General features: G+C 59.3%; 14 protein-coding genes and 1 pseudogene. 8 read left to right on the top strand and 7 right to left on the bottom strand.

What is annotated here, in order from left to right:
- Positions 1-16 precede the first annotated feature (16 nt).
- The 4 genes from AAGQ88_RS10595 to AAGQ88_RS10610 all read left to right on the top strand — a co-directional run bounded on the left by AAGQ88_RS10595 (position 17) and on the right by AAGQ88_RS10610 (position 3,920).
- Positions 17-856 carry an N-acyl homoserine lactonase family protein gene (locus tag AAGQ88_RS10595; RefSeq protein WP_342655261.1) on the top strand — a complete coding sequence of 280 codons (840 nt, stop codon included), beginning with the start codon at positions 17-19 and terminating at the stop codon, positions 854-856.
- Entirely contained in the window at positions 853-1,620 is a 768-nt protein-coding gene (locus AAGQ88_RS10600) for an SDR family NAD(P)-dependent oxidoreductase (protein ID WP_342655262.1), read from the top strand. The genes AAGQ88_RS10595 and AAGQ88_RS10600 overlap by 4 nt, the downstream gene beginning before the upstream one ends.
- Before the next feature lie 61 nt (positions 1,621-1,681).
- Positions 1,682-3,022 carry an MmgE/PrpD family protein gene (locus tag AAGQ88_RS10605; protein ID WP_342655263.1) on the top strand — a complete coding sequence of 447 codons (1,341 nt, stop codon included), beginning with the start codon at positions 1,682-1,684 and terminating at the stop codon, positions 3,020-3,022.
- A 16-nt stretch (positions 3,023-3,038) separates the two neighbouring features.
- Positions 3,039-3,920 (top strand): NAD(P)-dependent oxidoreductase, encoded by an 882-nt coding sequence (locus AAGQ88_RS10610; RefSeq protein WP_342655264.1) that lies wholly within the window; start codon positions 3,039-3,041, stop codon positions 3,918-3,920.
- A gap of 99 nt (positions 3,921-4,019) precedes the next feature.
- Here the strand turns inward: AAGQ88_RS10610 and AAGQ88_RS10615 are convergent, their stop codons facing one another.
- Both AAGQ88_RS10615 and AAGQ88_RS10620 read right to left on the bottom strand, forming a co-directional pair.
- Positions 4,020-4,910 (bottom strand): serine hydrolase domain-containing protein, encoded by an 891-nt coding sequence (locus AAGQ88_RS10615; protein WP_342655265.1) that lies wholly within the window; start codon positions 4,908-4,910, stop codon positions 4,020-4,022.
- A gap of 297 nt (positions 4,911-5,207) precedes the next feature.
- Positions 5,208-5,600 (bottom strand): helix-turn-helix domain-containing protein, encoded by a 393-nt coding sequence (locus tag AAGQ88_RS10620; protein ID WP_285424618.1) that lies wholly within the window; start codon positions 5,598-5,600, stop codon positions 5,208-5,210.
- A gap of 97 nt (positions 5,601-5,697) precedes the next feature.
- On the opposite strand from AAGQ88_RS10620, the gene AAGQ88_RS10625 reads away from it, so the two are divergent.
- Positions 5,698-6,423: an SDR family oxidoreductase gene (locus AAGQ88_RS10625; protein WP_342655266.1), complete on the top strand. Its 726-nt coding sequence runs from the start codon at positions 5,698-5,700 to the stop codon at positions 6,421-6,423.
- Between the two features lie 442 nt (positions 6,424-6,865).
- Here AAGQ88_RS10625 and AAGQ88_RS10630 read toward each other — a convergent pair whose 3' ends face one another.
- The gene (locus AAGQ88_RS10630) at positions 6,866-7,849 is read right to left on the bottom strand and encodes an aldo/keto reductase (protein WP_342655782.1); all 984 of its coding nucleotides are present in this window, start codon (positions 7,847-7,849) and stop codon (positions 6,866-6,868) included.
- Between the two features lie 219 nt (positions 7,850-8,068).
- On the bottom strand, positions 8,069-8,836 hold the full coding sequence (locus tag AAGQ88_RS10635) for an SDR family oxidoreductase (RefSeq protein ID WP_342655267.1): 768 nt from the start codon (positions 8,834-8,836) through the stop codon (positions 8,069-8,071).
- Between the two features lie 100 nt (positions 8,837-8,936).
- Between AAGQ88_RS10635 and AAGQ88_RS10640 the strand changes: the two genes are divergently transcribed.
- The gene (locus AAGQ88_RS10640; RefSeq protein ID WP_342655268.1) at positions 8,937-9,827 is read left to right on the top strand and encodes a LysR family transcriptional regulator; all 891 of its coding nucleotides are present in this window, start codon (positions 8,937-8,939) and stop codon (positions 9,825-9,827) included.
- Between the two features lie 392 nt (positions 9,828-10,219).
- Here AAGQ88_RS10640 and AAGQ88_RS10645 read toward each other — a convergent pair whose 3' ends face one another.
- Entirely contained in the window at positions 10,220-11,128 is a 909-nt protein-coding gene (locus AAGQ88_RS10645) for a LysR family transcriptional regulator (RefSeq protein WP_342655269.1), read from the bottom strand.
- 137 nt (positions 11,129-11,265) lie between these two features.
- On the opposite strand from AAGQ88_RS10645, the gene AAGQ88_RS10650 reads away from it, so the two are divergent.
- The gene (locus AAGQ88_RS10650; RefSeq protein ID WP_342655270.1) at positions 11,266-11,919 is read left to right on the top strand and encodes an NAD(P)-binding domain-containing protein; all 654 of its coding nucleotides are present in this window, start codon (positions 11,266-11,268) and stop codon (positions 11,917-11,919) included.
- Positions 11,920-12,024: 105 nt separating this feature from the next.
- Here AAGQ88_RS10650 and AAGQ88_RS10655 read toward each other — a convergent pair whose 3' ends face one another.
- Positions 12,025-12,462 (bottom strand): GNAT family N-acetyltransferase, encoded by a 438-nt coding sequence (locus tag AAGQ88_RS10655; RefSeq protein ID WP_342655271.1) that lies wholly within the window; start codon positions 12,460-12,462, stop codon positions 12,025-12,027.
- A gap of 140 nt (positions 12,463-12,602) precedes the next feature.
- The gene (locus AAGQ88_RS10660; RefSeq protein ID WP_342655272.1) at positions 12,603-13,058 is read right to left on the bottom strand and encodes a hypothetical protein; all 456 of its coding nucleotides are present in this window, start codon (positions 13,056-13,058) and stop codon (positions 12,603-12,605) included.
- A gap of 216 nt (positions 13,059-13,274) precedes the next feature.
- Between AAGQ88_RS10660 and AAGQ88_RS10665 the strand changes: the two are divergent.
- Positions 13,275-13,460, top strand: a pseudogene (locus AAGQ88_RS10665) (hypothetical protein); the annotation flags it as partial.
- Positions 13,461-13,462: the final 2 nt, after the last annotated feature.

Raw genomic sequence — 13,462 nt, forward strand, 5'->3', positions numbered from 1 at the left:
TATCTGGAGTTTTCCCATGAACACGCCATCGACCGTCAGACCGAACTGGACCGACCCCGAAGTGATCGTGGTGCGGTACGGCACCCGGCAGACCACTAAAAGCGAGTGCTATTACAACTTCCGCGCCTACCGCGAACCGGATGCGGAGATGACCATGGACTATTTTTTCTGGATCTTCCGCAGCGCCGAGCAGACCATCGTCATCGACACCGGTTTCAGCCCGGAAGCGGCCATCGCCCGTAAACGGCAACCCGTCGTCGCGCCCGCGGATGCATTGGCCCGGCTCGGCATCGACCCCAATGACGTCAAATTGCTGGTGCTGACTCACGCCCATTACGACCACGCCGGGAACCTGGGCCTGTACCCCAACGCGAACATCGTCATGTCGCGCAAGGAGTTCGAATTCTGGGGTACCGACATGGGCAAGCGCCCGCAGTACGGCCACCACATCGACCCGCTCGACATCGAACGCATTCAGGCGCTGCACCGCGAAGGCCGCATCACACTGCTCGACGCGCCGCAGAACACGCTGATTCCTGGCATCGAACTGTACGAACTCGGTGGCCACACGCCGGGGCAGATGGCCGTGGTGGTGGAAATGCCTGAAGGCCCGGTGATCCTCGCCTCGGACGCCATTCACTATTACGACGAACTGGAGCAGGACCGGCCGTTCGCGGTGCTCGATAGCCTGGCGGACATGTATCGGGGTTACGAACGCATTCGCGAATGGTTGCAGCGTCCCGGGGCGGTGGTAATTCCCGGTCATGACCCAGACGTGATGAATCGCTTCGCGCCCGTTGACGCGAGCAATCCTTCGTTCGCGGTGCGCATCGACGCCCACGGAGCCGGCGTATGAAGGGGCGCACGGCACTGGTGACCGGGTCATCGGACGGCCTCGGGCTGGCGATGGGCAAAGGCCTGGCCGCAGCGGGGTACGACGTGGTCTTGCACGGTCTGGCTGCGCCTGACACGGTGCGCCAGGCGTGCGAGGACCTGATGCGCGCCCACGATGTGCAGGTGCGCTATGTGCGCGCGGACCTGTCCACGCCAGCGGGTGTCGAGGCGTTGATCGCATCGGCAGGGCGGGTCGACGTGCTGGTGAACAATGCGGTGATTCGACATTTTGCCCCACTTGAAGAGTTCCCCCTCGCGCGTTGGGATCAGGCCCTGGCGGTGAATGTCACGGCGGCGTTTCTGGCGATTCAGCGGGTGTTGCCGGGCATGCGCGAACGCCAGTGGGGGCGGATTTTCAATCTGTCGTCCGCCTACGGTTCGCGGGCCATCGCCAACCGCATCGATTACGTGACCACCAAGACCGCGCTGCTGGGCCTGACCCGCGCCGTGGCGGTGGAAACTCAGGGCCAGGGCATCACCTGTAACGCCGTGTGCCCTGGCTCGGTGCTGACCCCAAACATCGAAAGCCGACTGACCGCGCTGATGGCTGAAAAGCAGCTCGACCGCCAGACCGCGACCGTGGAATTCCTGCACGGCAAACAGGCCACCGGGCGCTTCATCGAGGCCAGTCACGTGGCCGATCTGATCGTCTATCTGTGCAGCGAATCGGCCAGCTCGATCACCGGCGCGACGCTGCCGGTGGACGATGGGTGGATGGCGGGATGAGCCGTGCAAACCAAAGCGCCCGCAGTGGTGACAGCGTCTAACTTCAGAAAATGGATACCCCATGACTCAAACCCTTAGCCATCAACTTGCGGACTTCATCGAACGTGCGACCTGGTCGGACATTCCCGCCCACGTACGACACGAAGCCCATCGCGCGCTGGTCAATTATTTCGCAGTGTCTCTGGCAGGCTGCAGCGACCCGGACGTGGCCAAGGCCGCCACGCTGTTTTCGCGCTTCAACGCGGGTGACGAGGCTCACGTCATAGGTCGCGCCGAGGTCATGGACATGCTCAACGCGGCGTCGCTGAACGCCATGAGCGCCAACGTTTTCGACTACGACGACACGCACATTCCGACGATTCTGCACCCCACGGCGCCCGTGGCCGCAGCGCTGTTCGCCCTGGCGGAAACCCGCGTGATCAGCGGCGAGCAACTGCTGTTGGCGTTCGTGCTGGGCGTCGAAGTCGAATGCCGCATCGCCATGGCCATTTCCCCCGAACACTACCGGCGCGGTTGGCACATCACCTCGACCTGCGGCGTGTTTGGCGCGGCTGCCGGCGTCGGCAAGGTCTTGGGCCTCGATGCCCGGCAACTGGTGTGGGCGTTCGGCAACGCCAGCGCACAGGCCAGCGGGCTGGTGGAAACCCTCGGCAGCGCGGCCAAGAGCATCGGCGTCGGCAACGCCGCGCGCAATGGCCTGCTCTCGGCCTTGCTGGCGCAAGACAGTTTCGCCGGGCCAGATCAGCCGCTGGAGGGGGAGCGGGGCTTTCTGAACGTCTTCGGCGAGCAGCCACGGCTGGACGAAATCAACACCAGTCTGGGCGAGCGCTGGGCCTTGTCGGCCAACACCTACAAGCCTTATCCCTGCGGTGTGGTGCTCAACCCGGTCATCCAGGCCTGCCTCGAACTGGCGCGGGATCGCACTTGGGCGCTCGAAGACATCGAACGCATCGAACTCACGGGGCATCCGTTATTGCGTCAACGCACGGATCGGCCCGACATACGCCTGGGTCGACAATCCCAGGTCAGCGCGCAACATGCCGTGGCCGTCAGCCTGGCGACGGGCAGGGCGGGGCTGGCCGAATTCAGCGACGCAGCGGTCAGTGATCAACGGCTGCGCGCGCTGTACGGGCGCTTGCAGTTCGTGGACGACGCCGATTATCCGGTGGAGTCGGCACAGGTGCGGATCGTCTTTCACTCGGGCTCGGTCCTCACCCGAACCCTCGACGTTTCCCTCGGCAGCCTCGACGCGCCGCTCAGTGATCATTTTCTCGAAGACAAACTGCGCGACCTCGCGGCCTACGGCCGTTCAGGGTGCGAACCGCAACCGTTGATAGACGCGTTGTGGAAACTGGAACACTCAAACGATGCCGGTGCGCTGATGCGCCTGGCGAGTCTCTGACAGGCAGGAAACCATCATGAGCAATCAACCACTGGGCTTCGTCGGCGTCGGCGTCATGGGGCGGCCGATGGCGCGCCGACTTCTGGAGCAGGGCCATTCGCTGGTGATTTACGACAAGGATCAAGGCGCGCTGGATGAGCTCGGCGCCCTGGGTGCGCGGGTCGCGGGCAGCGTTCGGGAAGTGGCCGACAGCGCCGAAATCGTCTTCACCAGCCTGCCGAGCCCGGCGATTTTCAAGGCCGTGGCACTGGGCGCCGACGGGATCATCGAGGGCAATACGGTGCGCATTCTGGTGGACCTCTCCACCGTAGGCTCCCGGGCCGAGCAGGACGTCGCCGAAGGGTTGGCGGCGAGAGGCATCGACACCGTTGACGCGCCTGTCAGTGGCGGCGCAGCGGGCGCGAACAAGGGCACGCTGGCGCTGATGGTCGCGGGCAAACCGGCGGCAGTCGAGCGAGTACGTGGGCTGTTCGACGTGTTCGGCAAAGTGTTCATCGTCGGCGAACTGCCGGGGCAGGGACAGTTGCTCAAGCTGCTCAACAACATGCTCTCGACCACCGCGTTCGCCATCACCAGCGAAGCCTACGTCGCAGGCGTGAAAGGCGGCCTGGACCCCGAAGTCATGATGGCGGTGATCAACGCGGGCAGCGGCAAGAACGGCGCGACGATGGACAAATTTCCCAGGCACGTTTTGCCCGGCACGTTCGACTTTGGCTTCCCGATTTCAAGCGTGTGCAAGGACGTCGGCCTGGCCGTCGAGGAATGCCAGGCGCTGGGCGTGCCGATGTGGCTGGGCAACGCGGCGCGTCAACTGTGGAACGTGGCCGCACAGCAGGACGGCGGCGGACGCGACCTCACCGAGCTGGTACGCACCGTGGAGGGTTGGTCGAATCGCTGAGCCTTCTGCGCGATGGGCATTGAGGGGCTTGGTTTGCGGCGGGAGCGAGGGTCGTCGCTCCCAGGCATCGCCCAGGTGCCGCGGCAGATGACAGTGACCTCAGGTCGCGTGCGATCGCACAGCGTTTATCAGTCGCTCGGTCACGAAGTTTTCAACATCTCCCTCAGTGGCGCCTGCGTCAAATGCAGCACAGCAGGCCGACGTATCTCCGTCGACCAGGCGGTAGACGGCGATGACACTGCCCGGTCCGCATCCTGTGTGTCCACAGAGAGACAGTCCGCCGCCGACTGATCCTTTCATGACGCCCAGGCCGTAACCCGGGCCGATCCAGGGTCGTCCATCGATCGGGCCGCCCAGCGCTCGTGCTGTTTGCATCTGCTCGAGCAACTCGCGGGAAATCAGATTTGCGTGGAAAAGTCGATCCAGGAACAGTGCTGCGTGCGCCACAGAACCGATGAGCAATCCGTGGTAAACCCAGGCGGGATCGTAATCTGCGGGGATTCCGGGCACCGTCGTTTGCAGGTCTGCCTGCGTTCTCGCAAAGCGGACGTCAGACAGACCGAGAGGCGTCAGTGCTCGCTCAGCCACGGCTTCCTCAAGGGGCAGGTCAGTCAGCTGTTCGATAAGCCTGCCAATCAGCAAATAGCCCACGTTGGAGTAGCGCCAGCCCGTCCCGGGTTCGTATCGAAGGCGAAAGCCGTCAAGGCGTTGCATCATTTCATCTGCCGACCACGCGCGTTCTTTATTCGCAACGGCGGCGTGATACTCCGCAAGTTCGCCGTAATCGGCCAGGCCCGCCTCATGCCGCAGCAACTGGCGCAACGTAAAACGCTGGCCGAGAACCTCCGTATCCAGTTCAACAAACCCGTCACGCACCAGTGAAAGCGCTGTAACAGCCAGAACCGTCTTCGTGAAACTCCACCATGGAACCAACGCTTCGGATGGTTCGGGTGTGGCCGGCTGGCCCTGCAGCACTAGAGAAGTGAGCATGGGTGTCCTTGTGGTTGAGTGGGTTGGCGGCTGGACGGGATATGTTGGATGCTCGCTGAATTGAGCTCAATACGACTCGCTTTTCGGCTCGGCACTATCCACGCTGAGTGCTGATCTGTTTAGACAACGATATGCTGGGGGTAAATCTGCACGACCCCTTCACGTAGGCTGATCTTCAAGACCTTCTCATCAAGCACGCTATAGCTCGTGACGGAAACGTTCAGGAGCCTTTAGCATCCAGGTCGCAGTGATCGCACTTGGTGAACATGTGCAGAGAAAGCCGCATGCCCTCTGTTGTTAAATGTCCTCTTCCAACACTTCGTTCTTTCTTGATGTGTCATATGCAAGTTGCGCTCTTTCCAGCGCGGGACCGTAGGCAAGCGACCAGTTGTAAAGGGCGGCGAATGGTTCGCGTAGTGAGCAGCCAAGGTCGGTAATGGTGTACTCGACGCCGATTGGCCGCGTCGGCAGCACTTTTCGACTGATGAGGCCGTTGCGCTCCAGACGCTTCAATGCGTCAGCCAACGCCTTGTGGGTAATGCCATCAAGCCGGCGCTTGAGATCGTTGAACCGTGCCGGTTGCGTGCAAAGGACACTCAGGATCAGCACCGTCCACTTATTGGCGATATGTTCGAGAATAGGCCGCGTCGCGGTGACATCGAGCGGCAGTTCGAGAACGTCTTTGGACATGGGTATACACCTCGATATCTAAGCACCATCAGGTGCGTTCTTGTGATTAGATATAAGAATGATAGCTTGTTCGTCATCATTCACGATGGGAGGACGTATGAGCACTCTTTCAGACAAAATTGCCGTAGTGGTCGGTGGCCATGGTGGTATTGGTGGTGCCATCGCAGAACGATTCGCGACGGAAGGGGCGACCGTTTACGCCACAAGTCGTCGCGCCGAAGAGGGAGGCGTCGAGCTTGGTGCCGGCAGGCTGTACCCTCGTCGCGTCGATGCTTCCGACTTGACGGCGCTCGCTGCCTTCTTCGAGGCGGTGAGCAGTGAGGCAGGACGGGTGGATGTGCTCGTCGTCAACGCCGGTATCTCCGAGTTCGCGACACTCGATGACATCAGCGAGGATCATTTCGACAGGACGTTCGACCTCAACGTGCGTGCGCTGCTTTTTGCCGCCAAGGCCGCAACGGCGATCATGCCGGATGGTGGTTCAATCGTGCTGGTAGGCTCAATTGCCGATGCGATCGGCACCAAAGGCTATGGCGTCTATGGAGCGACCAAGGCCGCCGTACGCTCATTCGCGCGAACCTGGGCCAATGAGCTGGCTATCCGTAACATCCGCGTCAACGTGGTGGCCCCGGGGCCAACCGACACCGCCATGATGGCGGCGGCGTCCGAGGAGGTGCGCGAGACGCTGACGAAGCTGATCCCGCTCGGACGCATGGGGCGGGCAGATGAAATAGCCTCGGCCGCGCTGTTCCTTGCAAGCGACCAAAGCAGTTACATCACCGGAGCCGAGCTGCCGGTCGACGGTGGCATGGCTCAGGTCTGACCTGCGCCGCCTGTCGAACGATATGGCCCGTCCCTTCGCAAGCGCTCGGCGTCCTCGGCAGCGCCCTGGAGCGGGCTCCGTGCCGGGGACCGAGTCGAGCGTTGCGCCACGTAGGGCACGAAGGGCGATTTTCATCCAGATCTCCGACCAGTGTGGTTCGTCAATACCGGCGTTCGATGGGGATTTCAGCCAGCCAAGGCTGCGTGTTGCAGTTGGACGGGGCATCCTGGGCATCAGCTAAAACCGCCCGGATCTGCTCAGCGGTGAGTGGTGTCGGAAGAAATTGTCGGGTGGCTCTACGTTCACGGACCACCGCTTCAAATGCTCGGCATCCTTCGGTCATATTGAGAGTCTCCGTTTCGTTCTATCGCTATACAGCGAGAAGCAGGCACGGTCGGAACACAGTGTGCGAACCCGACCGATAAGCCGCTACATCGGCCTCTCAGGACCGATCAATCTGCTGCATATGCATGTCTGACATACGCTCACCATGCACTGTCAATTTGGAATACTGCTGTTCCATCGCGAGAAGGTCATTGCTTGTCAATTCGATGTTCAGCGCACCCAGGTTCTCAGTCAGGTGATCGACTCTGCGGGTGCCGGGGATCGGAACAATCCAAGGCTTCTGAGCAAGCAGCCAGGCAATGGCGATTTGGGCCGGCGTGCCGCCTTTAGCAGAAGCAACGCTCCTCAAAATGTCCACAACCGGCATGTTCGCCTTCATGTTTTCAGGAAACATGCGCGGGAACGGCCCTCGGAAATCGGTCTTGGAATCGAACTTGGTATGCGCATCCATTTTTCCGCTCAGATAGCCTTCCCCGAGCGGAGCCCATGGAACGAAACCTATTCCCAGTTCCTGGCAGGCGGCGAGCACGCCGTTGTGCTCAGGGTCTCGATGGAAGAATGAATACTCTGTCTGGATGGCTGACACGGGCTGCACGGCATGAGCCCGGCGTATGGTTTTCGCGCTGGCCTCCGACAGGCCGAAATGCAGAATCTTGCCTTCGGCAATGAGATCCTTGATCGCGCCGGCGACGTCCTCAATCGGTACATTGGGATCGACCCGGTGCTGGTAATAGAGGTCGATACGGTCGGTCTGCAACCGTTTGAGCGATTCCTCTACGACCTTTTTGATGTGTTCTGGACGGCTGTTCAAGGCAATAGTGCCGTCGATAGCAAAGCCAAATTTGCTTGCGATCTTCACTTGGTCACGGAATGGCTTGAGCGCTTTGCCGACCAGCTCTTCGTTAGTGTAGGGGCCATATACTTCAGCGGTGTCGTAGAAGGTGACGCCGTTTTCGAAGGCTGTACGAAGGGTATGGATGCCCTGATCGATATCCGCAGGAGGGCCGTAGTTCGCACTGATGCTCATGCAGCCTGCCCCAATGGCGGAGACTTCGAGGTCACCGAGATGACGTTTGGTCATTTTTAGATTCCTTTTGCGAGGTGTTTTCGAGTCCTGCGTATAGCCTTCCGGGGTAGATGAGCCTGCCCATGCAGAAGCACCGACCGCCAACACAGCGCCGGCAAGCGTGGCCTTGGTCACGAACTGGCGACGACCGATTGAACCGAAGACGTCTGCGTTGGAGACCGGCTTTTTGCTGTCCATGAGAACTCCTGGGTGAGTGAATTTGCGATCTGCAAATTAGTGGGCAGTGAAACCGCCATCGACGGGCAACGCACTCGCAACGACGAAGCTGGCTGCCGAGCTGCACAACCAGAGCACGGCAGCTGCAATCTCGTCCGGCTGACCTAAACGCTCAATCGGTTGGTCGCGTTTAACGCCTTCCATCGCTTCTGGAGAGCGCTCAAGGAGATCCGTAAACATTGGGGTGTCAATCACGCCTGGGCACACGGCGTTCACTCGAATTCCGCGAGATGCATATTCGACGCCAGCGCTTTTGGTGAGGCCGATAACCCCGTGTTTCGTGGCGTGATAGGCGGCGCGATCAGCCTGTCCCACCAGTCCGCCCAAAGATGAGCAGTTCACGATGGCGCCGCTGCCCTGACGTTCCATTTGGGCCAGTTCGTGTTTCATGCAAGCCCACACACCGCGCAAGTTGATCGCGTTCAGGCGGTCGAAAGACTCGGCGGTCTCGGCGGTCAATGCGCCGGAATGACCGGCGATACCCGCATTGTTGAAGGCCATGTCCAGCCGGCCGTAGGTAGCCACAGTGTCCTCGACCATCTTGGCCACCTGTGTCTCGTCGGCTACATCGCAAGTGATAGCCTTGACTCTGTATCCAGCAGCGACCAGTTTGCTGGCCTCGCTCTGCAGCAAAGCTTCGTTGATGTCCGCCAACACAACGCTCGCCCCGGCTTTTGCAAAAGCTTGTGCAGCAGCTAAACCGATGCCTGCGCTCGCGCCGGTTACCAGTGCTACCTGTCCGTTGAAGTCGTAAACCGGATTCATGTGAGTGACTCGAACTGAATGTGAAACCAATCTAGCAGCGCCCCCCACAAATGATTAGGGGGTATGATCGGAATGGACCTATATCAGTTTGGTATCAATTATGCGGGACACCGTTAATGACCTGGTTGCATTCCTGACGGTCGCGCGCGAACGCAGCTTCACCAAAGCGGCGGCCCAGTTAGGCACCTCTCAGCCAGCGCTGAGCCGGACGTTGAGGCGGCTCGAAGAGCAGTTGGGAGTGCAATTGCTGACTCGCAGCACGCGAAGCGTGTCACCCACAGAGGCGGGCGAGCGATTGCTGGGCTCGATAGGCCCCCATTTCGAAGGCATTGAGGCTGGGCTGGCCGATCTCTCCGAATTAAGCGGGAAACCCGCTGGGACATTGCGGATCACCTCGGTAGAGCATGCCTCTGCGACGATTCTGGTTCCTGCGGTCAGCAAGCTGATGCTGAACTATCCCGAGATCGCGGTCGAAATCAATAACGACTACGGCTTGATCGATATCGTCGAGCAACGCTACGACGCAGGGATTCGTTTGGGCGAGCAGGTGGCCAAGGACATGATCGGCGTACGTATAGGTCCTGATTTCCGGCAGGCTGTGGTGGGTTCACCTGCCTACTTCAAGCGCAGGCCCAAGCCTGTTACGCCTCATGACCTCACCCTGCATGTCGGAATCAATCTTCGCCTCCCGACATCAGGGGGCCTCTGGTCTTGGCCCTTTGAAAAGGGCGGACGTGACGTGAGAGTTCGGGCGGAGGGTCAGATGGTCTGCAATACAGTCCCCATGATGCTGGACTTCGCGTTAGCTGGAGTCGGGCTGGCGCACCTGCCGGAGGATGTCGTCCAACAACAGGTTCACGACGGCCGTCTCGTACGTGTTCTGGAAGACTGGTGTCCGGTCGTCACGGGGTATCACCTTTACTATCCGAGTCGCAGACAGCCTAAGCCTGCATTCAAACTTCTGCTCGAACTGTTGCGAGCAAACGTCTGACTGACTGCTTCTGGCCGATAGCCGACACTCCAGTTTTCTCATGTTCAGTTCCGGACTTGGGTCAACTGCCGTAAGCTCAACGCCAAAATCAGCCCGCCGCACAGACGGTCAATCCTTTTTCGCGCTTTCTGATACGCCGAGGTGGTCCTGGACTGCGACAACGCCGACCTAATACCGCAACGTCATATTGCTGCATCTCTTCTTCCTTGATTAGTCGGTGCTTGCCCGGCCTACATTGTCGATGACAGCTGATGCTAACCAATGGGCCAGATAAAATTCATGCGGTTTGCCGTTTGAGCCTTCCTTTTCGACATGCATCGATTGGCCAATCAAGCCGGGGTCTTTATCGGCGGCGCCGGATCTCAAACGCTGGCAGGGCCCCGTCTACACCATCACTTCATTGAACCCGGATCAATTTCAAGTTCTGCCACCACTTGTTCGATAAAGCTGCGCAGCTTGGGCGGCATACGCCGGTCGCTCGCATACAACAGGTGAACCGGTCGTGCTGGTGTCTGGAGCTGGGGAAAGAGGCGTACCAGGCGACCTTCACGAATATCGTCTGCGAGCATGATCTCAGCCCCCACGATAATGCCCAAACCGTCGCAGGCCGCAGCACGCTGTGCGCGTGCATCGTTGACTTGAAGCCGACTTTGCCGGGCGAGCTGTTGCAGATTTTCTCCACCCAGCATTCTCCACTCGCCTGACACCGTCGCGGGCCAGGCGTTTGATCCCAGGCAATGATGACCGGTGAGGTCGTCGGGCGACAGTGGGGTGCCGTGCTCGGCGAGGTAACTTGGGGCGGCGCAGGCAATCAGCCGGTAGGGGGCCAATGGACGAGCGATCAGGCTGGAGTCGTCGAGCTTCCCGATGCGGATCGCGACCTCGAAGTCATCATCGACAAGATCCACGAAGCGGTCATTGAGCGACAGTTCTACCTTTACCTCCGGATATCGACGCAGGTAGCGGTTCAACAGTGGCATCAGACAGTAGGTCCCGTAGGTCACAGGGGCGCTGATGCGCAACCGGCCGCGTGGCGCTTCTGTGTAGTTCTCGGCCACGGCGTCGGCGGCTTGGGCTTCGGCCAGCACGCGCTTGCAGCGTTCGTAATACTGCTGGCCGATCTCGGTCAGGCTTTGCCGACGTGTCGTGCGATTCAGCAACTTCACGCCCAGACGCTCTTCAAGAGAGCTGACATGTTTGCCAGCCATCTGCGAAGACATGCCCAGAGCTTCTGCGGCCGCGGAGAATGAGCCGCTGTCTGCGGCTTTGATGAACACGGCCATGCTTTGCAATTGGTCCATTATTCAGTACTCATGGTTTCGACTCTCGCAATCTAAAGCCAATATTTAATCCGTCCAATTTCAAATAGCATCCTGACTATCGAGCTGATGGGCAAGGGCCTTTCAGCAATATCTGGCTGGAAAGCAGGAGTTGAGCAATGCGAATCGGCATTATCGGAGCGGGATTTATCGGTCGGGCAATCGCTGCCCTCGCCATGAAAAATGGGTGCGAGGTCATGCTCAGCAACTCGCGCGGGCCCCATACATTGACCAGCACTGTCGCATCGCTGGGATGTCAGGTCGGAACGGTCGAGCAGGCCGCAACCTTTGGCGACCTGGTGTTACTCGCTATTCCTTTTGGCCGCTACTCAGAGCTGCCAGTACAGGCGTTTACCGGCACGATCGTGCTGGATGCTGGTAACTACTATCCCCAGCGTGACGGTCAGATCGCCGAACTGGACAACCATGAAAGCACCACCAGCGAGATATTGGCGCGGCATCTCTCCGGTGCCAGGGTGGTCAAGGCATTCAACGCCATTCTGGAGCGCGATCTCATTGCACATTCACATCCGGACAGTTCGATGTGGCGCCGGGCATTGCCGATTGCGGGTGATGACGCGGACGCCAAGCGTAGGGTCATCAATCTGCATGAGCGGTTCGGGTTTGATGTGGTCGATGCGGGCGCCCTCGCAGAAGGTCATCGTTTCGAGCGGGCTCGTCCGGCCTATTGCCGGCCGCTGGACATCGCTGGCCTGCGCGAAGCCTTGGCCGACGATGGGCCCGATCAGCCTCAAGGTGCATGGAGAATGTGATGAAGACTGTGGCGCGAAGGTCTGAGCGAGTTGGACAGACTGCACGTAAAGAATCTTCCAGGCCTAAGGTCGCGCCCGTTAGATTCTGGACGATGGCCAAAAACCTCAGAGGTTATTGATCTGGACTATGTGGGTCGCGTGAGCGTCGTCTGTTCGAGTGAAGCCGCAGCGCAGATAAAAAGCGCTCCCCTCTGAGGTGTCGGTGTACAGACGCACACTTTCAAAGTGCAACGCGGCGTGGGCAAGCAATGCGCTTACCAGTCTGCGGCCAACCTGCTGCCCGCGCGATGCAGGCGCCACATACACACGTCGCAACCTTCCTGTACGGTCATGCGTAAACGGATCAACAGACAAACCTGCAATGCCCACCAAGCGCTGGTTCAGATAGGCCGCCATGAGGGCTTCGCCGGGCGCATCGAAGCGATTGGTGCCGGAATTCCATTCTGAAATCAGTCTGGTGAGAAACCTGAAGCCTTCTGCAACTGCCTCTTTCTCAAGGTTAGCCATTTGTGGCGGCAGGTGTATGAGTTGTTGAAGGTTCATGGGGTCAGTCCTCCTTGAATTGGTGCGAAGTCTTCTTTGCCAAGAAATCTTGATGGGCGGGCAGTAGACGCTCAAATGGCAGCTTTCGACCCAAAGCCGGACACACTTGACCAAGGAGGCAGTCCCCTGACGCCGCCAAATCAAAGCTCAGATGCGGCTTTCACAGCGCGCACATAGGGTGCTGAGCTGAATATAAATGGGCCGACGTCGGCGATTATCCGAGGTTCGTCATATCCATTTTCGTAAGCAAATCCCTCCCATATGATCCCGCCACTGAAACTGCGAATTTGCACTGAGTAGGCTCCGCATCCTATGTCTCCGCACTCGGGGCAGATGTAAATGACCACCCGACAGTGCTCTGCCTGTGGCAGGTCGCATCGAATCAGGTTGTCGGCAAATTGGAGACTCTGCTCTGGATAACCTGACACGAAACCACTCATGTAGTCAGAGTGCCCACCGTCAGCCGTCACCAGAATGTCCAGTAACGAACGCCCGTCGATTTGGAAATCAGCAAAGCTACGCTCAACACTGGTACAGCCGTTCGATGCGCTTCCAGGGCGAATCGCATCCTGAAAAGTCATGATGTTGTGCGGCATACCTTGCTCCTTGCTTCAAGATAATCATGATTACACACACATTAGGCTTGAGTGCGGCTAGACCGAAGGGAACTCGCGGATGTCTGCTTCTGGCCGATAGCTGACTGTCTGATTGGAAAGGCCGAGCTGGAAGGGCTGATAGGCAGCCAGTACGCTTGATTCCCTCTAATGATAGGAACCTGAAATGGGAAATGACTCCTCGTTACAGATCGACGCGCCGCTTATGAGGAGTTCGTCCGGCTTTGGAGTCAAGGAGGCTTCGAGCATCAGCGACTGGGCCAAGCGTTTTACAACCACTTCAATCTACACAAACTCACCGATCAGGTCGGATTACACGATCTTTATGAGGCTGACGGTGATAAAGCCTCACGCTTGATCTCAAGGCTTTTCCACTATCATTGAGT

Origin of the sequence: Pseudomonas sp. F3-2, assembly GCF_038804275.1 — a bacterium.
Lineage (GTDB): Bacteria > Pseudomonadota > Gammaproteobacteria > Pseudomonadales > Pseudomonadaceae > Aquipseudomonas.

What these genes read in the sequence shown, in the direction of transcription:
- AAGQ88_RS10600 (WP_342655262.1), top strand. Translation starts at nt 853, where the DNA reads ATGAAGGGGCGCACGGCACTGGTGACCGGGTCATCGGACGGCCTCGGG.
- AAGQ88_RS10650 (WP_342655270.1), top strand. Translation starts at nt 11,266, where the DNA reads ATGCGAATCGGCATTATCGGAGCGGGATTTATCGGTCGGGCAATCGCT.
- AAGQ88_RS10640 (WP_342655268.1), top strand. Translation starts at nt 8,937, where the DNA reads ATGCGGGACACCGTTAATGACCTGGTTGCATTCCTGACGGTCGCGCGC.
- AAGQ88_RS10625 (WP_342655266.1), top strand. Translation starts at nt 5,698, where the DNA reads ATGAGCACTCTTTCAGACAAAATTGCCGTAGTGGTCGGTGGCCATGGT.
- AAGQ88_RS10630 (WP_342655782.1), bottom strand. Translation starts at nt 7,849, where the DNA reads ATGACCAAACGTCATCTCGGTGACCTCGAAGTCTCCGCCATTGGGGCA.
- AAGQ88_RS10660 (WP_342655272.1), bottom strand. Translation starts at nt 13,058, where the DNA reads ATGCCGCACAACATCATGACTTTTCAGGATGCGATTCGCCCTGGAAGC.
- AAGQ88_RS10615 (WP_342655265.1), bottom strand. Translation starts at nt 4,910, where the DNA reads ATGCTCACTTCTCTAGTGCTGCAGGGCCAGCCGGCCACACCCGAACCA.
- AAGQ88_RS10645 (WP_342655269.1), bottom strand. Translation starts at nt 11,128, where the DNA reads ATGGACCAATTGCAAAGCATGGCCGTGTTCATCAAAGCCGCAGACAGC.
- AAGQ88_RS10605 (WP_342655263.1), top strand. Translation starts at nt 1,682, where the DNA reads ATGACTCAAACCCTTAGCCATCAACTTGCGGACTTCATCGAACGTGCG.
- AAGQ88_RS10620 (WP_285424618.1), bottom strand. Translation starts at nt 5,600, where the DNA reads ATGTCCAAAGACGTTCTCGAACTGCCGCTCGATGTCACCGCGACGCGG.
- AAGQ88_RS10595 (WP_342655261.1), top strand. Translation starts at nt 17, where the DNA reads ATGAACACGCCATCGACCGTCAGACCGAACTGGACCGACCCCGAAGTG.
- AAGQ88_RS10635 (WP_342655267.1), bottom strand. Translation starts at nt 8,836, where the DNA reads ATGAATCCGGTTTACGACTTCAACGGACAGGTAGCACTGGTAACCGGC.
- AAGQ88_RS10610 (WP_342655264.1), top strand. Translation starts at nt 3,039, where the DNA reads ATGAGCAATCAACCACTGGGCTTCGTCGGCGTCGGCGTCATGGGGCGG.
- AAGQ88_RS10655 (WP_342655271.1), bottom strand. Translation starts at nt 12,462, where the DNA reads ATGAACCTTCAACAACTCATACACCTGCCGCCACAAATGGCTAACCTT.